Below are 16,947 nucleotides of genomic sequence, written 5' to 3'. Positions count from 1 at the left end.
AGGTTGAAGAGCGGGGCATTATAGCGATATGTTATAGGCTTATCTACACCCATCACTGCTTATAAAGCCAGAAATGAAAAAGGAATAGAGAGATCGTAGCAGGTTTTGCTATTATCAAACATTACCCTGACCAAATGATGAAGAAAAATGCTGGATGCCCTATTAACTGTATTTGTTCCTATGCTATTAGGTACACAACTGATTTTAACGCTAATTTTGTTAAAGGGAGATATTTGCCCAGGCCAAAGAGGGCGTATACATAAAGTACTACCCGCGATTGGTGTTTTGTGGTTAACCGTGACTTTGCATCATATTGAAGCTTTTCTTGTTGTTGCGACAATATTTTATTTTTTCTCTCAAGTTCAAACCAAGAAAACCCGTGATCAAGGACCTATGTGGTTACTGTATGGTGCGAATATTTTTGCCTCTATCATTATGCTGATGCAGGCCTTTGAGCAAAACTCATTGGCTGGTGGTATAACTTATTGCCTCTTTATTCTTTTTTTAGGTTCAGGCTTTACTCATCTACTCCTAACTATAGCGCGTACTCGCTTACAGGCTTTCCACCATATATTGCCACTTGCTGCTCTTGTCTCAGGGATGTTCATCGTACTCTCGATCATTTTTCATACTTACACTCTGTCAGACGATACTTTATCAGCAATGACGCCAGCACTTTTAATGGGTTTTGCATTACTAGTTACGACGATTGTGATCAGTTGTTGGCATTTATTTACCCAGAAAAGTGCGGAAAAAATCCAGTTATTTATTAGCGTGGCTGTTGGCTTGATGGCTGCGACTTATTTTCAAATGGTACTTAGCGTGTTTTAAGGTGTTTATTCATTATAAGGTTTAATCGTAAGGAATGTGACAGAGAATATTCCTCATTGGCCTAAATCGAACTATGCTTAAAACGTTAACCTCACATTGGAGAACGGCTATGGATTTAAGTAATGTTAAGGGGTTCGACAGTACGATTTTGCTGGGTATAGTCAATGAAAAATTACGCTTAGAATGCGATAGTTTTGATGAGTTGGTTATTGCTTACGAAATGGATGTCGAGCATGTTGTTGGTAAGTTTGATGTATTAGGCTATCAATACGATCCACTTACCAATCAGTTTAAAGCCAGTAAATCTTGAATATTATGCCATCTTGATCCCATCAAGGTGGCTTTTACATTGTAGGCGGGCAGTGTTAAAAAAGGCTTGCAGATAATGTTTCTCTTTTTCTGAATTTCTCGTTGCGGCAAATAAGCGTCGCCATAACCCTGTATCTAACGGTTTACTAGTAATTAATCCCTGTCTTGAAAATTCATTAATTGCCCAGTTAGGTAAAGCGGCAACCCCTAAGCCTGCCGATACCATCTGCACCAACATTAATGTATTGTCAGCCTGTTTCCACTTTGCTGGTTCAACCCCTGCTGGCTGTAAAAAATGCTTCACGATATCTAAGCGCTGCTTTTGTACGGGATAAGATAGCATGGTTTGATCGCTAAGGTGATGGGGTTGAATAGACTCTACATTGGCAAGGGGAGAGGTAGTTGAGGTGATCAAACACATCTCAAAATCAAATAATGGCTCGTAATGTACTTCCGAGCGCGGTTGTATGTCGGAAGTGATAACCAAATCGAGCTCTCCAGCAAGCAGCGCAGGTAGAGGTTCAAAACCAAATCCAGAAGAAAAATCGAGAGTGACACTTGGCCAAGCAACTTGGTATTCCTTTAATGCTGGCATCAGCCACTGGAAGCAAGAGTGGCATTCAATTGCCATATGCAATCTGCCATTTACATCTTCTTTTAGGCTGGCTAATTCATTTTGAGCTTTGCCTATTCGAGGAAGAATATCATCCGCTAATTTTAATAGAATATTACCTTCAGAGGTGAATTTTACTGGGCGAGTTTTGCGCAAGAAAAGTGGTCCACCTAACCTCGACTCCAACTCTTTTAATTGATGTGATAAGGCTGATTGTGTTAAGTGCAAACTGGTCGCTGTAGCCGTTAATGACCCTGTATCTCTTAATACACTCAATGTGCGTAAATGTTTTAGCTCTATCATGAGAAGTCCTCATATTTCCTTAAGCTTGAATTCATAAATCAATATTTCAGAGTTAAATTACGTGTATATCGACCATTTGTAAACGGCTAGATGGCTATTGCCCCACTTAAGTTGAATTTTTCTCATAGTTGAAATGAATATTTAACGATTGTTCATGTTTACAAAAAACGCGATAGTTTAGCCATCCAGACATCTTATTGAAAGTGTCAGCAACGTTTATTTAGGAAAGGAATTCAACAATGACAAAAACAACTACGCATATTTTAGGTTACCCACGCATTGGCGAAAAACGCGAGCTTAAATTTGCACTAGAGAAGTATTGGCGTGGTGATATCGATCAAGCAGAGCTTAAATCTATTGGTTACGGTATTCGTAAAAAGAACTGGGATACACAGCAAGAATCTGGGCTGACCTTTGCAACAGCAGGAGACTTTGCTTGGTATGATCATGTGCTAACAACAAGCTTATTACTGGGTCATGTTCCCAAACGTCACCATCAAGGCTTTCCTGATTTAGATACGCTATTTCGTGTTGGTCGTGGGCAATCACAAGTTGTCTGTGGTTGCGCTAATGAGGGCAGTGCAGCGTCTGATATGACCAAGTGGTTTAACACGAATTACCATTATATTGTCCCAGAGTTTAGCCGTGATGATACATTTGAAGTAAGTTGGCCTCAGCTCTTTGATGAAATAAGCGAAGCTAAAAAACACGGTCATAACGTAAAGCCAGTTTTACTTGGACCACTGAGTTACTTGTTTTTAGGCAAAGAGGTTGATGCACAAGTTAATGATGATGAATTTGATCGACTGAGTTTATTACCGCGCCTGTTGACGGCTTATCAAAAGATTCTCGCTAAACTGGCGGCATTAGGAGTGGAGTGGGTACAAATAGATGAGCCCATTCTCGCTTTAGATTTGGCAAAGCCGTGGTTAGATTCTTTTAAACTGGCTTATCAAGTATTGCAAAGTGAAGTGAAGGTACTTTTAACGACGTATTTTGATGCTGTTGACGGCGTACTGGATAAAATCGTTGAGTTGCCTGTCGACGGTTTACATATTGATATTTCGGCGGCACCAGAGCAGTTAAATAGCGTCGTTAATGCATTGCCAAACGAGTGGGTGTTATCGGTTGGAGCCATTAATGGACGTAATGTATGGCGTGCTGATCTAGCTAATCTTGTCACGACACTGCAACCCATTAAAGCCGCATTAGGTGAGCGCTTATGGGTCGCTAGCTCATGTTCGTTGCTGCATAGCCCTGTTGATGTCACATTAGAAGAAGGTCTTAGCGAGGAAACCTATAACTGGTTTGCTTTTGCTAAACAAAAAGTTTCAGAGATCAGTCTCTTAGGCTCTGCACTTGATGGCGATCTAATGGCCATTGCTGCCTGCAAAGCTTACAGCCAACCGATTATTGAGCGTCGCTTATCAACTCAGGTCAATAAAGCGCAAGTTCAGCAGCGCTTAAATAGTATTACTGATCAGTTGACGCGTCGAAGTGCCCCATATTCTGAGCGTGCTCACCATCAAGCGGAAGTACTACAATTGCCACCGTTACCGACCACGACGATAGGATCTTTTCCACAAACCCGTGAAATCCGAACTCAGCGCAGTGCATTCCGCCGTGGAGAGTTAACAAAAGAGGCGTATGAGATTGCATTAAAAGGGCATATCAGCGATGCCGTTAAACGCCAAGAAGCGCTCGATCTTGATGTATTAGTCCATGGTGAAGCCGAGCGTAATGATATGGTCGAGTATTTTGCTGAGAATCTGGCAGGGTTTCAGACGACCCAATTTGGCTGGGTACAAAGTTACGGCTCACGATGCGTGAAACCTGCCATTGTTGTTGCCGATATTGAACGTGAAAAACCTATGACCGTGGAGTGGTCGGCCTATGCACAGTCATTAACGTCAAAGCAAATGAAAGGCATGCTAACAGGACCTGTAACTATTTTATGTTGGACGTTCCCGCGTGAGGATGTATCACGTAAAGAGATTGCTAACCAACTGGCTTTTGCATTGCGTGATGAGGTTAACGATTTACAAACTGCAGGCATTAATATTATTCAAATTGATGAACCGGCTATTCGAGAAGGTTTACCTTTAAAAAAAGCGGCACATAGTGAATATTTACGTTGGGCAGTTGATGCATTTAAGATTTCAGCAGGGAGTGCAAAGCCTGAAACTCAAATTCATACTCATATGTGTTATAGCGAATTTAATGAAATTATTCAGTCGGTGGCTGATTTAGATGCCGACGTGATTACCATAGAGACTTCGCGTTCAAACATGGAGTTACTGCAAGCGTTTGAAGATTTTAATTACCCGAACGAAATTGGTCCTGGTGTGTATGATATTCACTCACCCAATATACCATCGCAAGCATGGATTACCGATTTATTGCGTAAAGCCGCAGTGAAAATCCCACATGAGCGTTTATGGGTAAACCCTGATTGCGGTTTAAAAACACGTAACTGGGAGGAGACGGAAGCCGCGTTATCCAATTTGGTAGCAGCAACCAAAGCACTGCGTAAAGAGTGGCAGTTATAATTAACTAGATAAAGAAACAGCCTGATACTCATTATGAATATCAGGCTGTTGTGTTTTATATCTAAATGACTTTACTTGTTAACGCAGCGGTTAATTAAGGTTCATTATATGACAAGGTTGTCATTGTCATTGTTATTGCACAGGGCTACAGGTTGCCTTCGTTATAAACTCATCAACCATTAATTGACCACGCGAGTTTCGCAATTGAATACGGTACGCTAACCCTTGCTCTAGACTGGCTTTTACTTCAACGTTATGGCAGTAATAATTAATGCTACTTGCCATCACTTGGCTGATAGGTTTTGCTCCTTCAGCATCTTCGTTATAGAGCATCATCATTTCAACTACGCCAGATTTTGCCGTTGCTCGCATAATGGAAAGTGGCCCCGATTTTAGTGGTAGCCCTGTTGATAAAACCGCAGCACGATTTTTTGCCATCATTTCAATACGCTGCTGCTCTTCTTTGTCAGCCGAGCTTGCACATCCTGATAACAAGGCAATTGCAGCGAGCACACCTGCAATGAGAGGAAACTTTTTCATATTAGAATACTTTTTTAAAAGGTTTATGGTGATGTTGCCATAAACAACATCACTTTTAGGGAGATTGCTACTAACCATTGGTTGGGATAGGGCGAGGCTTACCATTGCTATCAATCGCAACATAGTTGAAAGTTGCATCACAAACCATGAAACGTTCACCAACGCCATTTTCTTTAATTGGTTTAATCCATACGGCTAAATCAATGCTCATGGACGTTCGGCCAATCTTAGTGCATTCACCATAACAGCAGACAACATCACCCACTTTAACGGGTTTTCTGAACGTTATACTTGAAACCGATACCGTTACAATTCGACCGCAGGATATTTCTTTCGCAAGGATGCCGCCCGCTAAATCAAGTTGAGACATAATCCAACCACCAAAAATATCACCATTCGCATTCGTATCTGCTGGCATTGCAAGCGTGCGAAGTAGGAGCTGTCCCTTTGGTGAGTCTATATCTGTCATAACAATACCTTAGTGTTACAAATGAATCAGCGACCTTGATGACCGCTGTATTAGCATAATCGCTATCATATCAAAGTTGCAGTGAGTACGTTAGTACACTGTTGTTAATTATTCATTAACATATAAATTAGTGTATTAATAACGATTACTTTTTATCCGATAAGTCGTTATTAGCACTGTGATGATTAGCGGTATTATTTTCAGTGGCTAATGACTCTTTTGGTAAGTGCTTATAAATATACATTCCCGTCAGGACGGTATAAGTCAATGTAGCAGCGAGTAAGCCAAAGACTTTAAAGTTCACCCACACATCTAAAGGGAGGTTGAAAGCGACATAGACATTTAATGCGGCACATATAGAGAAAAAACCGATCCATGCACCATTGATGCGATTCCATATTCGATCAGGTAAATTAATGTCTTTACCAAGCATACCTTTAATTATTGACTTACCCATTAGTTGGCTGATTAACAGACCTAAGGCAAATATCGCATACACAATGGTAACTTTCCATTTTATGAAATTATCATCGTGTAAGAAAATAGTCATGCCACCAAAAATAGCTACCATAATAAAAGTAATGACCTGCATCTTTTCAACTTTTTTATAGATGAAATAAGTCACTATAATTTGTACAGCTGAAGCGGCAATTAACGCCCCAGTTGCGGTATAAATATCGAACATTTTATAGAGAGTAAAAAAGATAATCAGTGGAATAAAATCAATAATTTGCTTCATGGTGCAGAGCATCCTAGTCAATTGAGTGATGACAGTTTAACCAGAAATTTCAAATAATAACAACTGCAAATTTATCCTGAAGATAGAAGGGAATATTAGATTGTTCTTTGTATTTATAATCTTTAGAAATAAAAAAGAGCGGCTAAAGAGCCACTCTAATAATATTGAATCAATAGTAACTATTTATAATTATTACTATTTTTGAGTCGCCGCTTTCATTGGAGCAATAAATTGATGTAGTTCCGTGAGCATTTGCTCGTGATCATCAACATTTTTTTCAATGATTTTTACCACAGCAGAGCCCGAAATTGCTCCAGCAGCCCCAGCTTGAATGGCTTCTTTTACTTGCTCGGGTGCAGAGATACCAAACCCTAATAAAGCAGGTGGTGCATCAAACTGATTTAAACGATCAAGCAAAGCACCAACGGGCATATTTGCTTTTGTTTCAGCGCCAGTGACCCCAGAGCGAGACAGTAGGTAGGTGTAACCACCACCAAGAGAAGAGACTTCTGCTAGTGTTTCGTCGCTTGCTGTTGGTGGAGCAATAAATATTGGGTGAATACCATGTTTTTTTGCCGCAGCAACAAACTCAGCACTTTCACCAGTTGGTACATCGGCAATCAGCACGGAATCAATGCCAGCTTCTTCGCAACGAGCATAAAAGTTCTCAATACCACGAGCAAACACAAGGTTGGCATAGGTCAGTAGACCAATAGGTAGATCTGGGTATTTGCTACGGATCTGACCAATAAGATCAAAACAAATTGCTGGTGTCGTCTGTGAATCAAGGGCGCGGATGTTAGCGCCTTGAATCGTTGGGCCATCAGCAAGAGGATCAGAGAATGGAATCCCCAACTCTAGCGCATCAGCACCGGCTTCAATGAGGGTTTCCATTATTTTTAATGACTGTTTAGGGTTTGGATCACCCACAGTCACGAAAGGAACAAATGCACCTTGATTTTTGTCAGCCAAACGCTGAAATAGAGCTTGATAACGATCCATAATTACTCTCCTTGAGTTTCAGTGTTGCGTTGCTCGGCTTCTTTTTGTTTAAGAATATCGTGAACAGAGAAGATATCTTTATCACCACGACCAGATAGGTTAACCACGAGTAGTTGCTCTTTCTCTGGTTCATCAAATGCCATTTTAAGTGCATGAGCCAATGCATGAGAAGATTCAAGCGCAGCAATAATACCTTCTTTACGAGCAATGAGCTGGAATGTATCTAATGCCTCATCATCAGTAACACTTTCGTATTCAGCACGACCAGTTGCACTTAGGTGGGCATGTTGAGGACCCACTGATGGGAAATCTAGACCAGCAGAAACAGAGTAAGACTCTTCAACTTGACCATTTTCATCTTGCATAAGAGGGGCTTTCATACCAAAGAAAATACCAGTTTTACCATGCTTTAATGGTGCACCATGTTGGTCGGTATCAATACCTTTACCAGCTGGCTCAACACCAATTAAGCGCACGTTCTCTTCTTCAATAAAATCAGCGAACATACCAATGGCATTGGAACCACCACCAACACAAGCAATAACAGCATCGGGTAGGCGACCTTCACGCGCTAAAATTTGGTTTTTTGTCTCTTCACCAATCATGTGTTGGAATTCACGTACGATCGTTGGGAATGGGTGAGGACCTGCTGCGGTGCCTAACAGATAATGTGCCGTTTCATAGCTTGCCGACCAGTCACGCAGCGCTTCGTTACAGGCATCTTTTAGTGTTGATGAACCTGAATGCACCGGGATAACGGTTGCTCCCATCATCTCCATACGAAATACATTTGGACTTTGACGCTCAACATCTTTTGCCCCCATGTAAACGCGGCATTTTAGATCGAGTAAAGCACAAGCAAGAGCGGTTGCAACACCATGTTGACCAGCGCCGGTTTCTGCAATGATCTCTGTCTTACCCATACGTTTTGCCAGTAGCGCTTGTCCAAGAACTTGGTTTGTTTTGTGCGCGCCACCATGCAGTAAGTCTTCACGTTTTAGGTAAAGTTTTGTTTTTGTACCTTTCGTTAGGTTACGAGTCAGCGTCAGTGCAGTTGGACGACCAGCGTACTCTTGTAGTAACCCCATAAACTCAGCTTGAAATTCAGGATCAGCTTGAGCATCGATAAAGGCTTGTTCTAATTGGTCAAGTGCAGGAACAAGAATTTGAGGTACATATTGCCCACCATATTCGCCAAAATAAGCATCGAGTTTAGCCATGATTGTGTATTCCTTTATTCTGTTGTTCAGTTACGCCCTAACTTCACTTATCTTGAAAAGCAAGAGAGGGCGGAACCGTAAAAAATTTAAAATTGGCGAACGGCTGCAAATGCAAGCGCAAGCTTATTACTGTCTTTTGTGCCTGGTGCTGTTTCAACGCCAGAATTGAAGTCTAAACCTAAGCAGCCCAGTTTTGCTGCTTGCTGTGCATTGTCTGGATTTAGACCACCGGCCAACATGATATTTTGGCTTAATTGTGCGTCAAGTAGTGACCAATCAAACGCGACACCTGTCCCACCGGTTTGCTGACCAACTTGAGAGTCTAACAAGTGACGATCAATATTTTCAGTGAGTAGTGCAGGTACAATAGCACTAACGCCATAAGCTTTCCAAACCTCAACTTGCTCTAACTGTTGATTATTTAGTGCTTGTTTTAATGCATTAACAAAAAGCTGATCTTCTTGTCCATGCAATTGAATTGCCGCTAAGTGCAAGCTTTTACACGTACTAATGATGTCATCGATACTGTGGTTTTGAAAAACACCCACATAACGTAACGGAGCTCCACTCATCACGAAACGAGCGGCTTCTAAATCAACATGCCGTTTTGAGGCTTCGACAAAAATAAGACCACCAAAGATAGCACCAGCTTGGTAAGCTTTTGCAGCATCGTCAGCATGAGTTAGACCACAGACTTTATTCTCACCAAGAATGACTTTGCGCGCGGCAAGTTCAAGATCGTCTTCCGCCATTAATGAACTGCCAATTAAGAAGCCATGGGCAAATTCAGAGAGATCACGAACTTGTTGATGAGTGTAAATGCCAGATTCTGAGATAATAATCGTACCAGAAGGGATTTTTGGAGCTAATTCTTTTGTGCGATTTAAATCTGTTGATAAATCACGCAGGTTACGATTGTTAATACCGACAACTTTTGCTTTTAAAGCGAGTGCACGCTCAAGCTCTTCATCGTTACTGACTTCAGTTAACACCCCTAAGCCCAATGAGTGAGCAATATCGGCAAGTTCAGTGTATTGGTCGTCATTTAGCACAGATAACATTAATAGAATGGCATCAGCTTGATAATAACGAGCTAGGTAAACTTGGTAAGGGTCGATCATAAAGTCTTTGCACAAGATTGGCTGCGAAGCGATAGCACGAACTTGTGGTAAGAAATCAAAATTACCCTGAAAGTACTTCTCATCGGTTAATACTGAAATAGCGTTAGCATGACGATTATAAGTACTGGCAATGTAATCAAGATCAAAGTCATCACGGATCAAGCCTTTTGATGGCGATGCTTTCTTACACTCTAAGATAAAAGCAGTTTTATCACTGGTTAATGCCGCATAAAAGTCACGGTCAGAGGCTGTGAGTTGTGACTGGAATGAATCCAGAGGTTGTGACTTCTTACGTTCGGCAACCCAAATCTCTTTATCGGCGACAATTTTCACTAGTACTTGAGCCATTTCTTTATTTTGCTGAGAAATATGCTCTGAACCTTGGTGGGTATTTTGTGTCATGTTGTTAGCCTCGTGCTGCTAGTTGTTCGACAAGAGTAAATGCTTTACCTGAGTTCATCGCTTCAATGGCTTGTAAAGTATTTGCTTTTAAATCTTCATGGCCAAATAAACGCATCAATAGTGCCACATTTACCGCTACTGCGCCTAGTTGTGCTTCTGTTCCTTTGCCAGTCAATATGTTGGTTATGATGGCGCGGTTTTCTTCTGGCTCTCCACCTTTAATCGCTTCTAAAGGATGGCTATTCACCCCAAAGTCAGCAGGAGTGAGCGTGTACTCAAAGATTTGACCATCGCGAATTTCAGCAACCAATGTTTCGCCATGAATCGCCACTTCATCTAAGCCGCTACCGTGAACGACAGCCGCGCGTTTCATCCCCATTTGCAACATAGTTTCAGCGATAGGCTTGACTAACTCTTTACTGTAAACACCCATTAACTCAATGTTCGGGCGTGCAGGGTTAATCAGTGGTCCTAAGATATTGAATAGAGTGCGCGTTTTCATTGCTTGACGTACAGGCATCGCATGACGAACGCCACTGTGGTATTGAGGAGCAAAGAGAAAAGCCACGCCAAGTTCATCAACCGCTTTACGGGTATCTTCTGCGCTCATGGCTAAGTTGATGCCAAAAGAGTCTAACAAATCAGAAGAGCCCGACTTACTTGAAACGCCACGGTTACCATGTTTTGCCACTTTCAATCCACAAGCGGCAGCAACAAAGGCCGCTGTGGTTGAAATGTTAATCGTATTTGAGCCGTCACCACCTGTGCCGACAATATCAGCAAAATCATAATCTGGGCGAGGGAATGGGTTAGCGTTTGCAAGTAGTGCCTTTGCTGCGCCGGCTATTTCATCGGGTGTTTCCCCTTTTATTTTCAGCGCTGTTAGCGCAGCCGACATTAAAATAGGCTCAAGCTCACCACGGATAATGGCATCAAACAATGTTTGGCTCTCTTGTTGGGTCAAAGAGTGCTGGTCATAAAGTTTGTTAATAATCGTTTGTATCATAATCTCTATCCTTGATTAAGCGTTGGCGATGGTTGATTGTGCACTTGGTTCTTGTGCCCAGTTGATAGCATTAGCGAGTAGTGTTGCGCCATAAGTGGTCATGATAGATTCTGGGTGGAACTGGAAACCACAAACCTTATCTTGTTCATGAGTGACAGACATAACTAGGCTATCCACTTCTGCAGTAATCGTTAAACTGTCTGGAATGGATGTTGCTACCAGAGAGTGGTAACGGGCAATTGCGAGTGGTGAAGGTAAACCTTGATAGATTGCATGATCTTGATGCGCCATCATCGACACTTTGCCGTGAATAATCGCACCAGCGCCAGCCACCGTACCGCCATATGCTTCAACAATGGCTTGGTGACCCAGGCAAATACCAATCATTGGTACCTGTCCCTTTAGGCGCTGAATAAGTTCTGGCATGCAACCGGCTTCTGATGGTGCGCCAGGTCCAGGAGATAAAAGCACAACTGGGTTTTCAAGTTGTTTAACAGCGTGCTCAATCGTTTGTGCACAGATACTATTGCGGTAAATAGTGACGTGATGACCAAGCGAGCGGAACTGATCAACTAAGTTATAGGTAAATGAGTCAAAGTTGTCGATAAATACGATGTTCGCCATGAGTTACTCCTTATGAGCGGCTTGAATTGCGGCGATCACTGCTTGAGCTTTACCACGAGTTTCATCGGCTTCTGCTTGAGGGTCCGAGTCAAATACAACACCAGCACCGGCTTGTACTTGAGCGATACCGTTTTCTACGTAGGCAGAGCGGATAACAATACAAGTATCTAAATCACCTTCACCAGTAAGGTAACCAACAGCGCCGCCATAACTGCCACGGCGCGTTTTTTCTACATCACGAATTAACTGCATAGCACGGATCTTTGGTGCTCCCGTTAGTGTCCCCATATTCATACAAGCTTGATAAGCATGCAGAGCATCAAGATCGTCACGTAACTGACCCACCACTCGAGAGACTAAATGCATAACATGGCTATAACGATCCACTTTGAGTAAATCGGCAACGTGGCGAGTGCCGGCAGTTGCAATGCGTGCGACATCGTTACGAGCCAAATCAACCAACATCATGTGCTCGGCGTTTTCTTTCGTATCTGTACGCAGTTCAAGTTCAATGCGACTGTCTAAATCAAAATCAATACTACCATCGCTGTGTTTACCGCGGCGGCGAGTACCTGCAATCGGGTATATTTCGATTTGGTTATTGTCCGTTGCGTACTTCAATGCACTTTCCGGAGAAGCACCGAACAGAGTAAAGAGCTCATCTTGCATATAGAACATGTAAGGGCTTGGATTGCTCTCTTTTAGTGCCTTGTATGCTGAAAGTGGTGATGGGCATGGCAGGGTAAAGCGGCGCGATGGCACTACCTGGAAAATATCCCCTTTGATAACCAATTGCTTTAAGTCACGAACGGTTTGGCAAAAATCGTTATCACTAACATTGGTGGCAACACTGAGGTCTTTTACTTTCGTCGCTGGTGGCAGTAAATCAAGCGTCTGACATTGCTCGGAAATGGATGCTAAGCGTTGCTCTAATTCGTGTGTGGTGGACTTTGTTGGTTCAAAGATGCTGGCCTGTAGTGTGCAAGACTGTTGCTGGTGATCAACAATCATCAATGTTTCTGCAAGGTAAAAAACATAGTCAGGACACTGGTTATTACTAGCAGCATCGCCAAGGGACTCAAAATTCGCCACTAAGTCATAAGCAAATAAACCACCTAGGAAAATAGCATGACGATCCTTGCCTTCTAAATCAAAGCTATGTTGCACAAGACGCAAAGCATCAAAAGAAGAGGCCTCACGCAATCGACTGTCTTCATCAAGGAGGTCATTCGGTGCAGTGAAAGTAAGCGCCAGGTTATCTGGTGTATAAGTCATCGTAACATCATCACGAATATTCATCGCGAGATGTGCTAATAGTTGACGACCATTATCGGTCAATGCTTGAAAAGTGACCTCATGACCATAACAAATAATACGCACAGCAGAGTCAATCAGTAATAAGCTTTTTAGATCTTTTTTAGAGTCAATTTCAGCGGACTCAAGGAGCAAACTATCGCGCTTATTTTCACAAAGAGTATGAAATAAACGAGTTGGATCTTGCGCGTAAGGAACGTCAGTATATAGAACTTCAACGTGACCTAACTTTTCAATTTTAATGGCCTTATTCACAAGACCTCCTTTAATTTGTTAAAACAACCTATTGTGTACATAGTCGCATAAAGCGCAGACTCACCCAAATAGCAATCGATTAATTTTGTTTATTTATTAGCCGTTTAGACAGCATTTCAAGTAAAAGTGATTTAGATGCTATGATTAATACAATAAATAAAATGATAAATATGAAAAAGCCCGCTGAGTGAGCGGGCTTGAAGGTATATACTTTCGATATTAGAAGTACACGTTCACCCGCCAAGATTGAGTCCAAGAGCGCCACCAACATAGCGCAGCCTTCGCTGAGCGAGTATTGTTATTATGATTTGGGCTTAATTCTTGTACCATGATCAACCTAATGAAATAGCTTCGTGTATTTGTGTACTAGTTAACTAGTGCAGAGGTAAAAAGTCAAGTCAAAAAGTATGGAAATATGAGAATAGATCTACATAGTCACACCACAGCATCCGATGGTCGCTTGTCACCACAAGATTTAGTTGACCGAGCGCTGAGTTTTAGCATCGAGTTTTTAGCCATTACGGATCACGACACCATAGATGGTCTTGCTCCTGCTCGACGCTTCATAGAAGATAATGCATTACCGATTGGTTTAATCAACGGAATTGAAATCTCGACGGTATGGCAAAATAAAGATATTCATATTGTTGGCTTAAATATTGATCCAGACAATCCACAGCTACAGGCATTAATAGAGCAGCAAAAAGCGCACCGTATTGGGCGAGCAGAATTAATTGCTCATCGATTACAAAAAGCAACGCGTGAAGGTGTACTTGAAGAAGTGCAAGCCATTGCTGGAGATGCGCCGATTACTCGTGCTCACTTTGCCAAATGGCTAGTTGAAAATAATTACGCAAAAAATATGCAGCAGGTATTTAAGAAATTCCTAACTAGAGACAAGCCAGGTTATGTGCCACCTACTTGGTGTAGTATGGCTGATGCTGTCACCGCTATTCATGCTGCTGGTGGCCAAGCGGTACTTGCTCATCCAGGTCGTTATGATTTAACGGCTAAATGGGTTAAGCGCTTATTAACAGCTTTTGTTGAAGCCAATGGTGACGCTATGGAAGTGGCTCAACCTCAACAAGGGCAACAAGAAAGACGCACACTTGCTGACTATGCTATACACTATAAACTACTTGCTTCTCAAGGCAGTGACTTTCATTACCCGTCTCCGTGGATGGAGTTAGGACGAAATCTCTGGTTACCTTCAGGAGTTGAAGGGGTATGGACAGACTGGGGTCTTGTGTCACCAAAAGAGATCGCAGAAAATAGGGTCGAACGACTCGATGATGAGGGAAAGTAATGAGTCAGTTTTTTTATGTACACCCAGATAACCCGCAGACGCGATTAATCAATCAAGCCGTCTCTATTATTCGTAAGGGTGGTGTTGTCGTTTATCCAACCGATTCAGGGTACGCTTTAGGTTGCCAGTTAGAAAATAAACAAGCCTTAGAGCGTATTTGTCAAATTCGTCGCTTAACGGATAAACATAACTTTACTTTGTTATGTCGTGATTTATCTGAACTGTCTATCTATGCTCGTGTGGACAATACGGCTTTTCGTTTGTTGAAAAATAATACGCCAGGGGCATACACCTTTATTTTTAAAGGAACAAAAGAAGTGCCTCGACGTTTGATGAATGCGAAGCGTAAAACGATAGGCATACGTGTGCCAGATAACCGTATCGCGTTAGATTTATTGGAAGCGATGGGCGAGCCATTAATGTCAACGTCTTTGATTTTACCTGGTAACGATTATGCTGAATCTGATCCAGAAGAGATCCGCGATAATCTAGAGCATTCGGTTGATGTTATTTTAAATGGTGGCTATTTGGGTGAACAGCCCACAACGGTGGTCGACTTTAGTGATGATGAGGTAGCTATTGCGCGAGTTGGAGCGGGCGATCCTGCACCATTTGAGTAAATCGAACTGAGAATAAAGTAGCATTATAATGCGCTTATTCTGTAATCATAAATAACAGATGCTTTCTTACGTTGAATTTGAGATAATATGCGCCCGCGATTCTATTCGCACCTAATTCATTCGACGTCTGTGAAGACGACACAAAGGTAGATAGTAAGTAAATGAGCGAAAAATTACAGAAGGTATTAGCACGAGCTGGTCATGGCTCTCGTCGTGAACTTGAAACTTTAATCAAGTCAGGCCGTGTAAGTGTTAATGGTCAAGTGGCAAAACTAGGCGAACGTTTAGAAGACGACACTGCGGTTATCCGTATTGATGGTCATATCATTACAGGTAAGGCATCAGAAGAAGTCGTATGTCGCGTTTTAGCTTATTACAAACCAGAAGGTGAGTTATGTACCCGTAACGATCCAGAAGGTCGCCGTACTGTATTTGACCGTTTACCTAAAATTCGTGGTTCTCGTTGGATCTCAGTAGGTCGTCTAGATGCTAATACATCAGGCTTACTACTGTTTACCACTGATGGTGAATTAGCAAACCGTCTAATGCACCCAAGTCGCCAAGTTGAACGTGAATATTTAGTACGTGTTTTCGGTGAAGTTACTGAGCAAAAAGTTAAAAACTTAGTGCGTGGTGTTAAGCTAGAAGATGGTATGGCTCGTTTTGAAGACGTAGTTTATGCGGGTGGTGAAGGTATGAACCACACGTTCTATGTTGCGATTAACGAAGGTCGTAACCGTGAAGTTCGTCGTTTGTGGGAATCACAAGAAACTACCGTTAGCCGCTTGAAGCGTGTTCGTTACGGTGATATTTATCTTGATAAAAAACTGCCTCGTGGCGGTTGGAAAGAGCTTGATCTTAAAGAAGTTAACTACTTACGTGAACTTGTTGAGCTTGGTCATGAGAAAGATACACTATTAGACTTAGATCCAAACAATACTTCACGTAAGCGTGAGCGTTCTCGTAGCCAAAAGATTCGTCGTGCTGTTAAGCGTCACGAAGAGCGAGTAACAACACCAAAAGGTCGTAGTAATCAAGCGAAGCGTCCAAAACCAGACACTCGCGGCACAACGACAGGTGATGCAAAGCCAAAAACACCAACGAATAAAGGTGGAAACGCAAATAATAAAGGCGGTTCTACTCAACGTGGTAACGGTAAACCAAATTCGCGCAATGTTCGCAATACTGGTCCCAATAAGCCACGTACTCGTCAATAATCAATATTTAATTGACTGAGTTATCGTTAATAAAAAACCTGCCGAAAGCAGGTTTTTTACATTCAACGCAATAAAAACTAATCACGCTTCCATAACATGTGGCAGAATTTATGCTCTGGATCACGGCTAATCAACATACGAGCAAAAACATCATCTAATACATCATCGGTTTCGTTGACAAGACCAATTCGCACTTCAGCATAGATTTCTTTATCGACATCAAAGCCAACATGGCCTGCCCAGTCATCGCCTGTTTCTACAAGCTCTGCAGCACCACGGTCTTCAAATTGAGCGGTAAATAAAATTACGTCAGCAGCTTCAAGGTTATCTTCAGCCATCTCAAGAAAAATATCATAAGCGGCATCGATAGCATCATCGTAAGAAATTAATTCAGTCATGTGTAACCCTAATTTTATCGGAGTAATTTTATAATAGTATACCTTAACTATTGAGCATGATAAGGAATAACTTGATAACCCTCGTCGGTTAGGCGATCATAAAGCTTCT

18 protein-coding genes and 1 other annotated feature are annotated in these 16,947 nt (G+C 42.0%); of the genes, 6 read left to right on the top strand and 12 right to left on the bottom strand.

The genetic code is table 11. The annotated features are described in order from the left end of the window. Nucleotides 1-147 precede the first annotated feature (147 nt). Together BCU68_RS00900 and BCU68_RS00895 are read left to right on the top strand one after the other, a co-directional pair. Nucleotides 148-831: a hypothetical protein gene (locus tag BCU68_RS00900; protein ID WP_102562897.1), complete on the top strand. Its 684-nt coding sequence runs from the start codon at nt 148-150 to the stop codon at nt 829-831. Nucleotides 832-940: 109 nt separating this feature from the next. Then, entirely contained in the window at nt 941-1,141 is a 201-nt protein-coding gene (locus BCU68_RS00895) for a DUF4250 domain-containing protein (RefSeq protein ID WP_102562896.1), read from the top strand. Nucleotides 1,142-1,144: 3 nt separating this feature from the next. Here BCU68_RS00895 and BCU68_RS00890 read toward each other — a convergent pair whose 3' ends face one another. Next, nucleotides 1,145-2,056 (bottom strand): LysR substrate-binding domain-containing protein, encoded by a 912-nt coding sequence (locus BCU68_RS00890; protein ID WP_102562895.1) that lies wholly within the window; start codon nt 2,054-2,056, stop codon nt 1,145-1,147. A 239-nt stretch (nt 2,057-2,295) separates the two neighbouring features. Here BCU68_RS00890 and metE point away from each other — a divergent pair, with 239 nt between their 5' ends. Continuing rightward, a complete protein-coding gene (gene metE / locus BCU68_RS00885) occupies nt 2,296-4,605 on the top strand; it encodes a 5-methyltetrahydropteroyltriglutamate--homocysteine S-methyltransferase (RefSeq protein WP_102562894.1) in 2,310 nt (769 codons plus the stop codon). A 132-nt stretch (nt 4,606-4,737) separates the two neighbouring features. Here the strand turns inward: metE and BCU68_RS00880 are convergent, their stop codons facing one another. The 10 genes from BCU68_RS00880 to BCU68_RS00835 all read right to left on the bottom strand — a co-directional run bounded on the left by BCU68_RS00880 (nt 4,738) and on the right by BCU68_RS00835 (nt 13,627). Next, nucleotides 4,738-5,145, bottom strand: a complete 408-nt coding sequence (locus tag BCU68_RS00880) for a GspS/AspS pilotin family protein (protein ID WP_102563163.1) — start codon at nt 5,143-5,145, stop codon at nt 4,738-4,740. 70 nt (nt 5,146-5,215) lie between these two features. Continuing rightward, nucleotides 5,216-5,614, bottom strand: coding sequence for an acyl-CoA thioester hydrolase YciA (gene yciA / locus BCU68_RS00875; protein WP_102562893.1), 399 nt, complete (start codon nt 5,612-5,614; stop codon nt 5,216-5,218). 145 nt (nt 5,615-5,759) lie between these two features. After that, nucleotides 5,760-6,353, bottom strand: coding sequence for a septation protein A (locus BCU68_RS00870; RefSeq protein WP_102562892.1), 594 nt, complete (start codon nt 6,351-6,353; stop codon nt 5,760-5,762). A gap of 195 nt (nt 6,354-6,548) precedes the next feature. Next, entirely contained in the window at nt 6,549-7,355 is an 807-nt protein-coding gene (gene trpA / locus BCU68_RS00865) for a tryptophan synthase subunit alpha (protein WP_102562891.1), read from the bottom strand. Between the two features lie 2 nt (nt 7,356-7,357). After that, nucleotides 7,358-8,575, bottom strand: a complete 1,218-nt coding sequence (trpB, locus tag BCU68_RS00860; protein WP_102562890.1) for a tryptophan synthase subunit beta — start codon at nt 8,573-8,575, stop codon at nt 7,358-7,360. 86 nt (nt 8,576-8,661) lie between these two features. Further along, nucleotides 8,662-10,098 carry a bifunctional indole-3-glycerol-phosphate synthase TrpC/phosphoribosylanthranilate isomerase TrpF gene (trpCF, locus tag BCU68_RS00855; protein WP_102562889.1) on the bottom strand — a complete coding sequence of 479 codons (1,437 nt, stop codon included), beginning with the start codon at nt 10,096-10,098 and terminating at the stop codon, nt 8,662-8,664. Nucleotides 10,099-10,102: 4 nt separating this feature from the next. Continuing rightward, complete coding sequence (gene trpD / locus BCU68_RS00850) at nt 10,103-11,104, bottom strand: anthranilate phosphoribosyltransferase (protein WP_198591664.1); 1,002 nt, start codon at nt 11,102-11,104, stop codon at nt 10,103-10,105. 15 nt (nt 11,105-11,119) lie between these two features. Continuing rightward, on the bottom strand, nt 11,120-11,728 hold the full coding sequence (locus tag BCU68_RS00845) for an aminodeoxychorismate/anthranilate synthase component II (RefSeq protein WP_102562888.1): 609 nt from the start codon (nt 11,726-11,728) through the stop codon (nt 11,120-11,122). 3 nt (nt 11,729-11,731) lie between these two features. Then, a complete protein-coding gene (locus BCU68_RS00840; RefSeq protein ID WP_102562887.1) occupies nt 11,732-13,297 on the bottom strand; it encodes an anthranilate synthase component 1 in 1,566 nt (521 codons plus the stop codon). A gap of 170 nt (nt 13,298-13,467) precedes the next feature. Beyond that, nucleotides 13,468-13,570, bottom strand: a sequence feature (Trp leader region). After that, nucleotides 13,517-13,627: a Trp operon leader peptide gene (locus tag BCU68_RS00835; protein ID WP_102562886.1), complete on the bottom strand. Its 111-nt coding sequence runs from the start codon at nt 13,625-13,627 to the stop codon at nt 13,517-13,519. It overlaps the preceding feature by 54 nt. An 85-nt stretch (nt 13,628-13,712) precedes the next feature. Between BCU68_RS00835 and BCU68_RS00830 the strand changes: the two genes are divergently transcribed. From BCU68_RS00830 to rluB, 3 genes are all read left to right on the top strand, one after another. Beyond that, complete coding sequence (locus BCU68_RS00830; RefSeq protein ID WP_102562885.1) at nt 13,713-14,603, top strand: PHP domain-containing protein; 891 nt, start codon at nt 13,713-13,715, stop codon at nt 14,601-14,603. Then, the gene (locus tag BCU68_RS00825) at nt 14,603-15,223 is read left to right on the top strand and encodes an L-threonylcarbamoyladenylate synthase (RefSeq protein ID WP_102562884.1); all 621 of its coding nucleotides are present in this window, start codon (nt 14,603-14,605) and stop codon (nt 15,221-15,223) included. Before BCU68_RS00830 ends, BCU68_RS00825 begins: the two co-directional genes overlap by 1 nt. A 161-nt stretch (nt 15,224-15,384) precedes the next feature. Further along, entirely contained in the window at nt 15,385-16,440 is a 1,056-nt protein-coding gene (gene rluB / locus BCU68_RS00820) for a 23S rRNA pseudouridine(2605) synthase RluB (protein WP_102562883.1), read from the top strand. Nucleotides 16,441-16,517: 77 nt separating this feature from the next. Here the strand turns inward: rluB and BCU68_RS00815 are convergent, their stop codons facing one another. Then, the gene (locus BCU68_RS00815; RefSeq protein ID WP_102562882.1) at nt 16,518-16,838 is read right to left on the bottom strand and encodes an HI1450 family dsDNA-mimic protein; all 321 of its coding nucleotides are present in this window, start codon (nt 16,836-16,838) and stop codon (nt 16,518-16,520) included. Nucleotides 16,839-16,947 lie beyond the last annotated feature (109 nt).

The organism is Vibrio sp. 10N.286.49.B3 (genome assembly GCF_002873395.1).
In the GTDB taxonomy this organism is placed as follows: Bacteria; Pseudomonadota; Gammaproteobacteria; order Enterobacterales; family Vibrionaceae; genus Vibrio.
The sequence above is the reverse complement of the archived record's forward strand: the minus strand, read 5'-3'. Positions and strand labels throughout refer to the sequence as shown.

Excerpts from the sequence above, each read along its gene's own strand:
- BCU68_RS00900 (WP_102562897.1), top strand. The coding sequence starts at position 148 with ATGCTGGATGCCCTATTAACTGTATTTGTTCCTATGCTATTAGGTACA.
- BCU68_RS00895 (WP_102562896.1), top strand. The coding sequence starts at position 941 with ATGGATTTAAGTAATGTTAAGGGGTTCGACAGTACGATTTTGCTGGGT.
- BCU68_RS00890 (WP_102562895.1), bottom strand. The coding sequence starts at position 2,056 with ATGATAGAGCTAAAACATTTACGCACATTGAGTGTATTAAGAGATACA.
- metE (WP_102562894.1), top strand. The coding sequence starts at position 2,296 with ATGACAAAAACAACTACGCATATTTTAGGTTACCCACGCATTGGCGAA.
- BCU68_RS00880 (WP_102563163.1), bottom strand. The coding sequence starts at position 5,145 with ATGAAAAAGTTTCCTCTCATTGCAGGTGTGCTCGCTGCAATTGCCTTG.
- yciA (WP_102562893.1), bottom strand. The coding sequence starts at position 5,614 with ATGACAGATATAGACTCACCAAAGGGACAGCTCCTACTTCGCACGCTT.
- BCU68_RS00870 (WP_102562892.1), bottom strand. The coding sequence starts at position 6,353 with ATGAAGCAAATTATTGATTTTATTCCACTGATTATCTTTTTTACTCTC.
- trpA (WP_102562891.1), bottom strand. The coding sequence starts at position 7,355 with ATGGATCGTTATCAAGCTCTATTTCAGCGTTTGGCTGACAAAAATCAA.
- trpB (WP_102562890.1), bottom strand. The coding sequence starts at position 8,575 with ATGGCTAAACTCGATGCTTATTTTGGCGAATATGGTGGGCAATATGTA.
- trpCF (WP_102562889.1), bottom strand. The coding sequence starts at position 10,098 with ATGACACAAAATACCCACCAAGGTTCAGAGCATATTTCTCAGCAAAAT.
- trpD (WP_198591664.1), bottom strand. The coding sequence starts at position 11,104 with ATGATACAAACGATTATTAACAAACTTTATGACCAGCACTCTTTGACC.
- BCU68_RS00845 (WP_102562888.1), bottom strand. The coding sequence starts at position 11,728 with ATGGCGAACATCGTATTTATCGACAACTTTGACTCATTTACCTATAAC.
- BCU68_RS00835 (WP_102562886.1), bottom strand. The coding sequence starts at position 13,627 with ATGGTACAAGAATTAAGCCCAAATCATAATAACAATACTCGCTCAGCG.
- BCU68_RS00830 (WP_102562885.1), top strand. The coding sequence starts at position 13,713 with ATGAGAATAGATCTACATAGTCACACCACAGCATCCGATGGTCGCTTG.
- BCU68_RS00825 (WP_102562884.1), top strand. The coding sequence starts at position 14,603 with ATGAGTCAGTTTTTTTATGTACACCCAGATAACCCGCAGACGCGATTA.
- rluB (WP_102562883.1), top strand. The coding sequence starts at position 15,385 with ATGAGCGAAAAATTACAGAAGGTATTAGCACGAGCTGGTCATGGCTCT.
- BCU68_RS00815 (WP_102562882.1), bottom strand. The coding sequence starts at position 16,838 with ATGACTGAATTAATTTCTTACGATGATGCTATCGATGCCGCTTATGAT.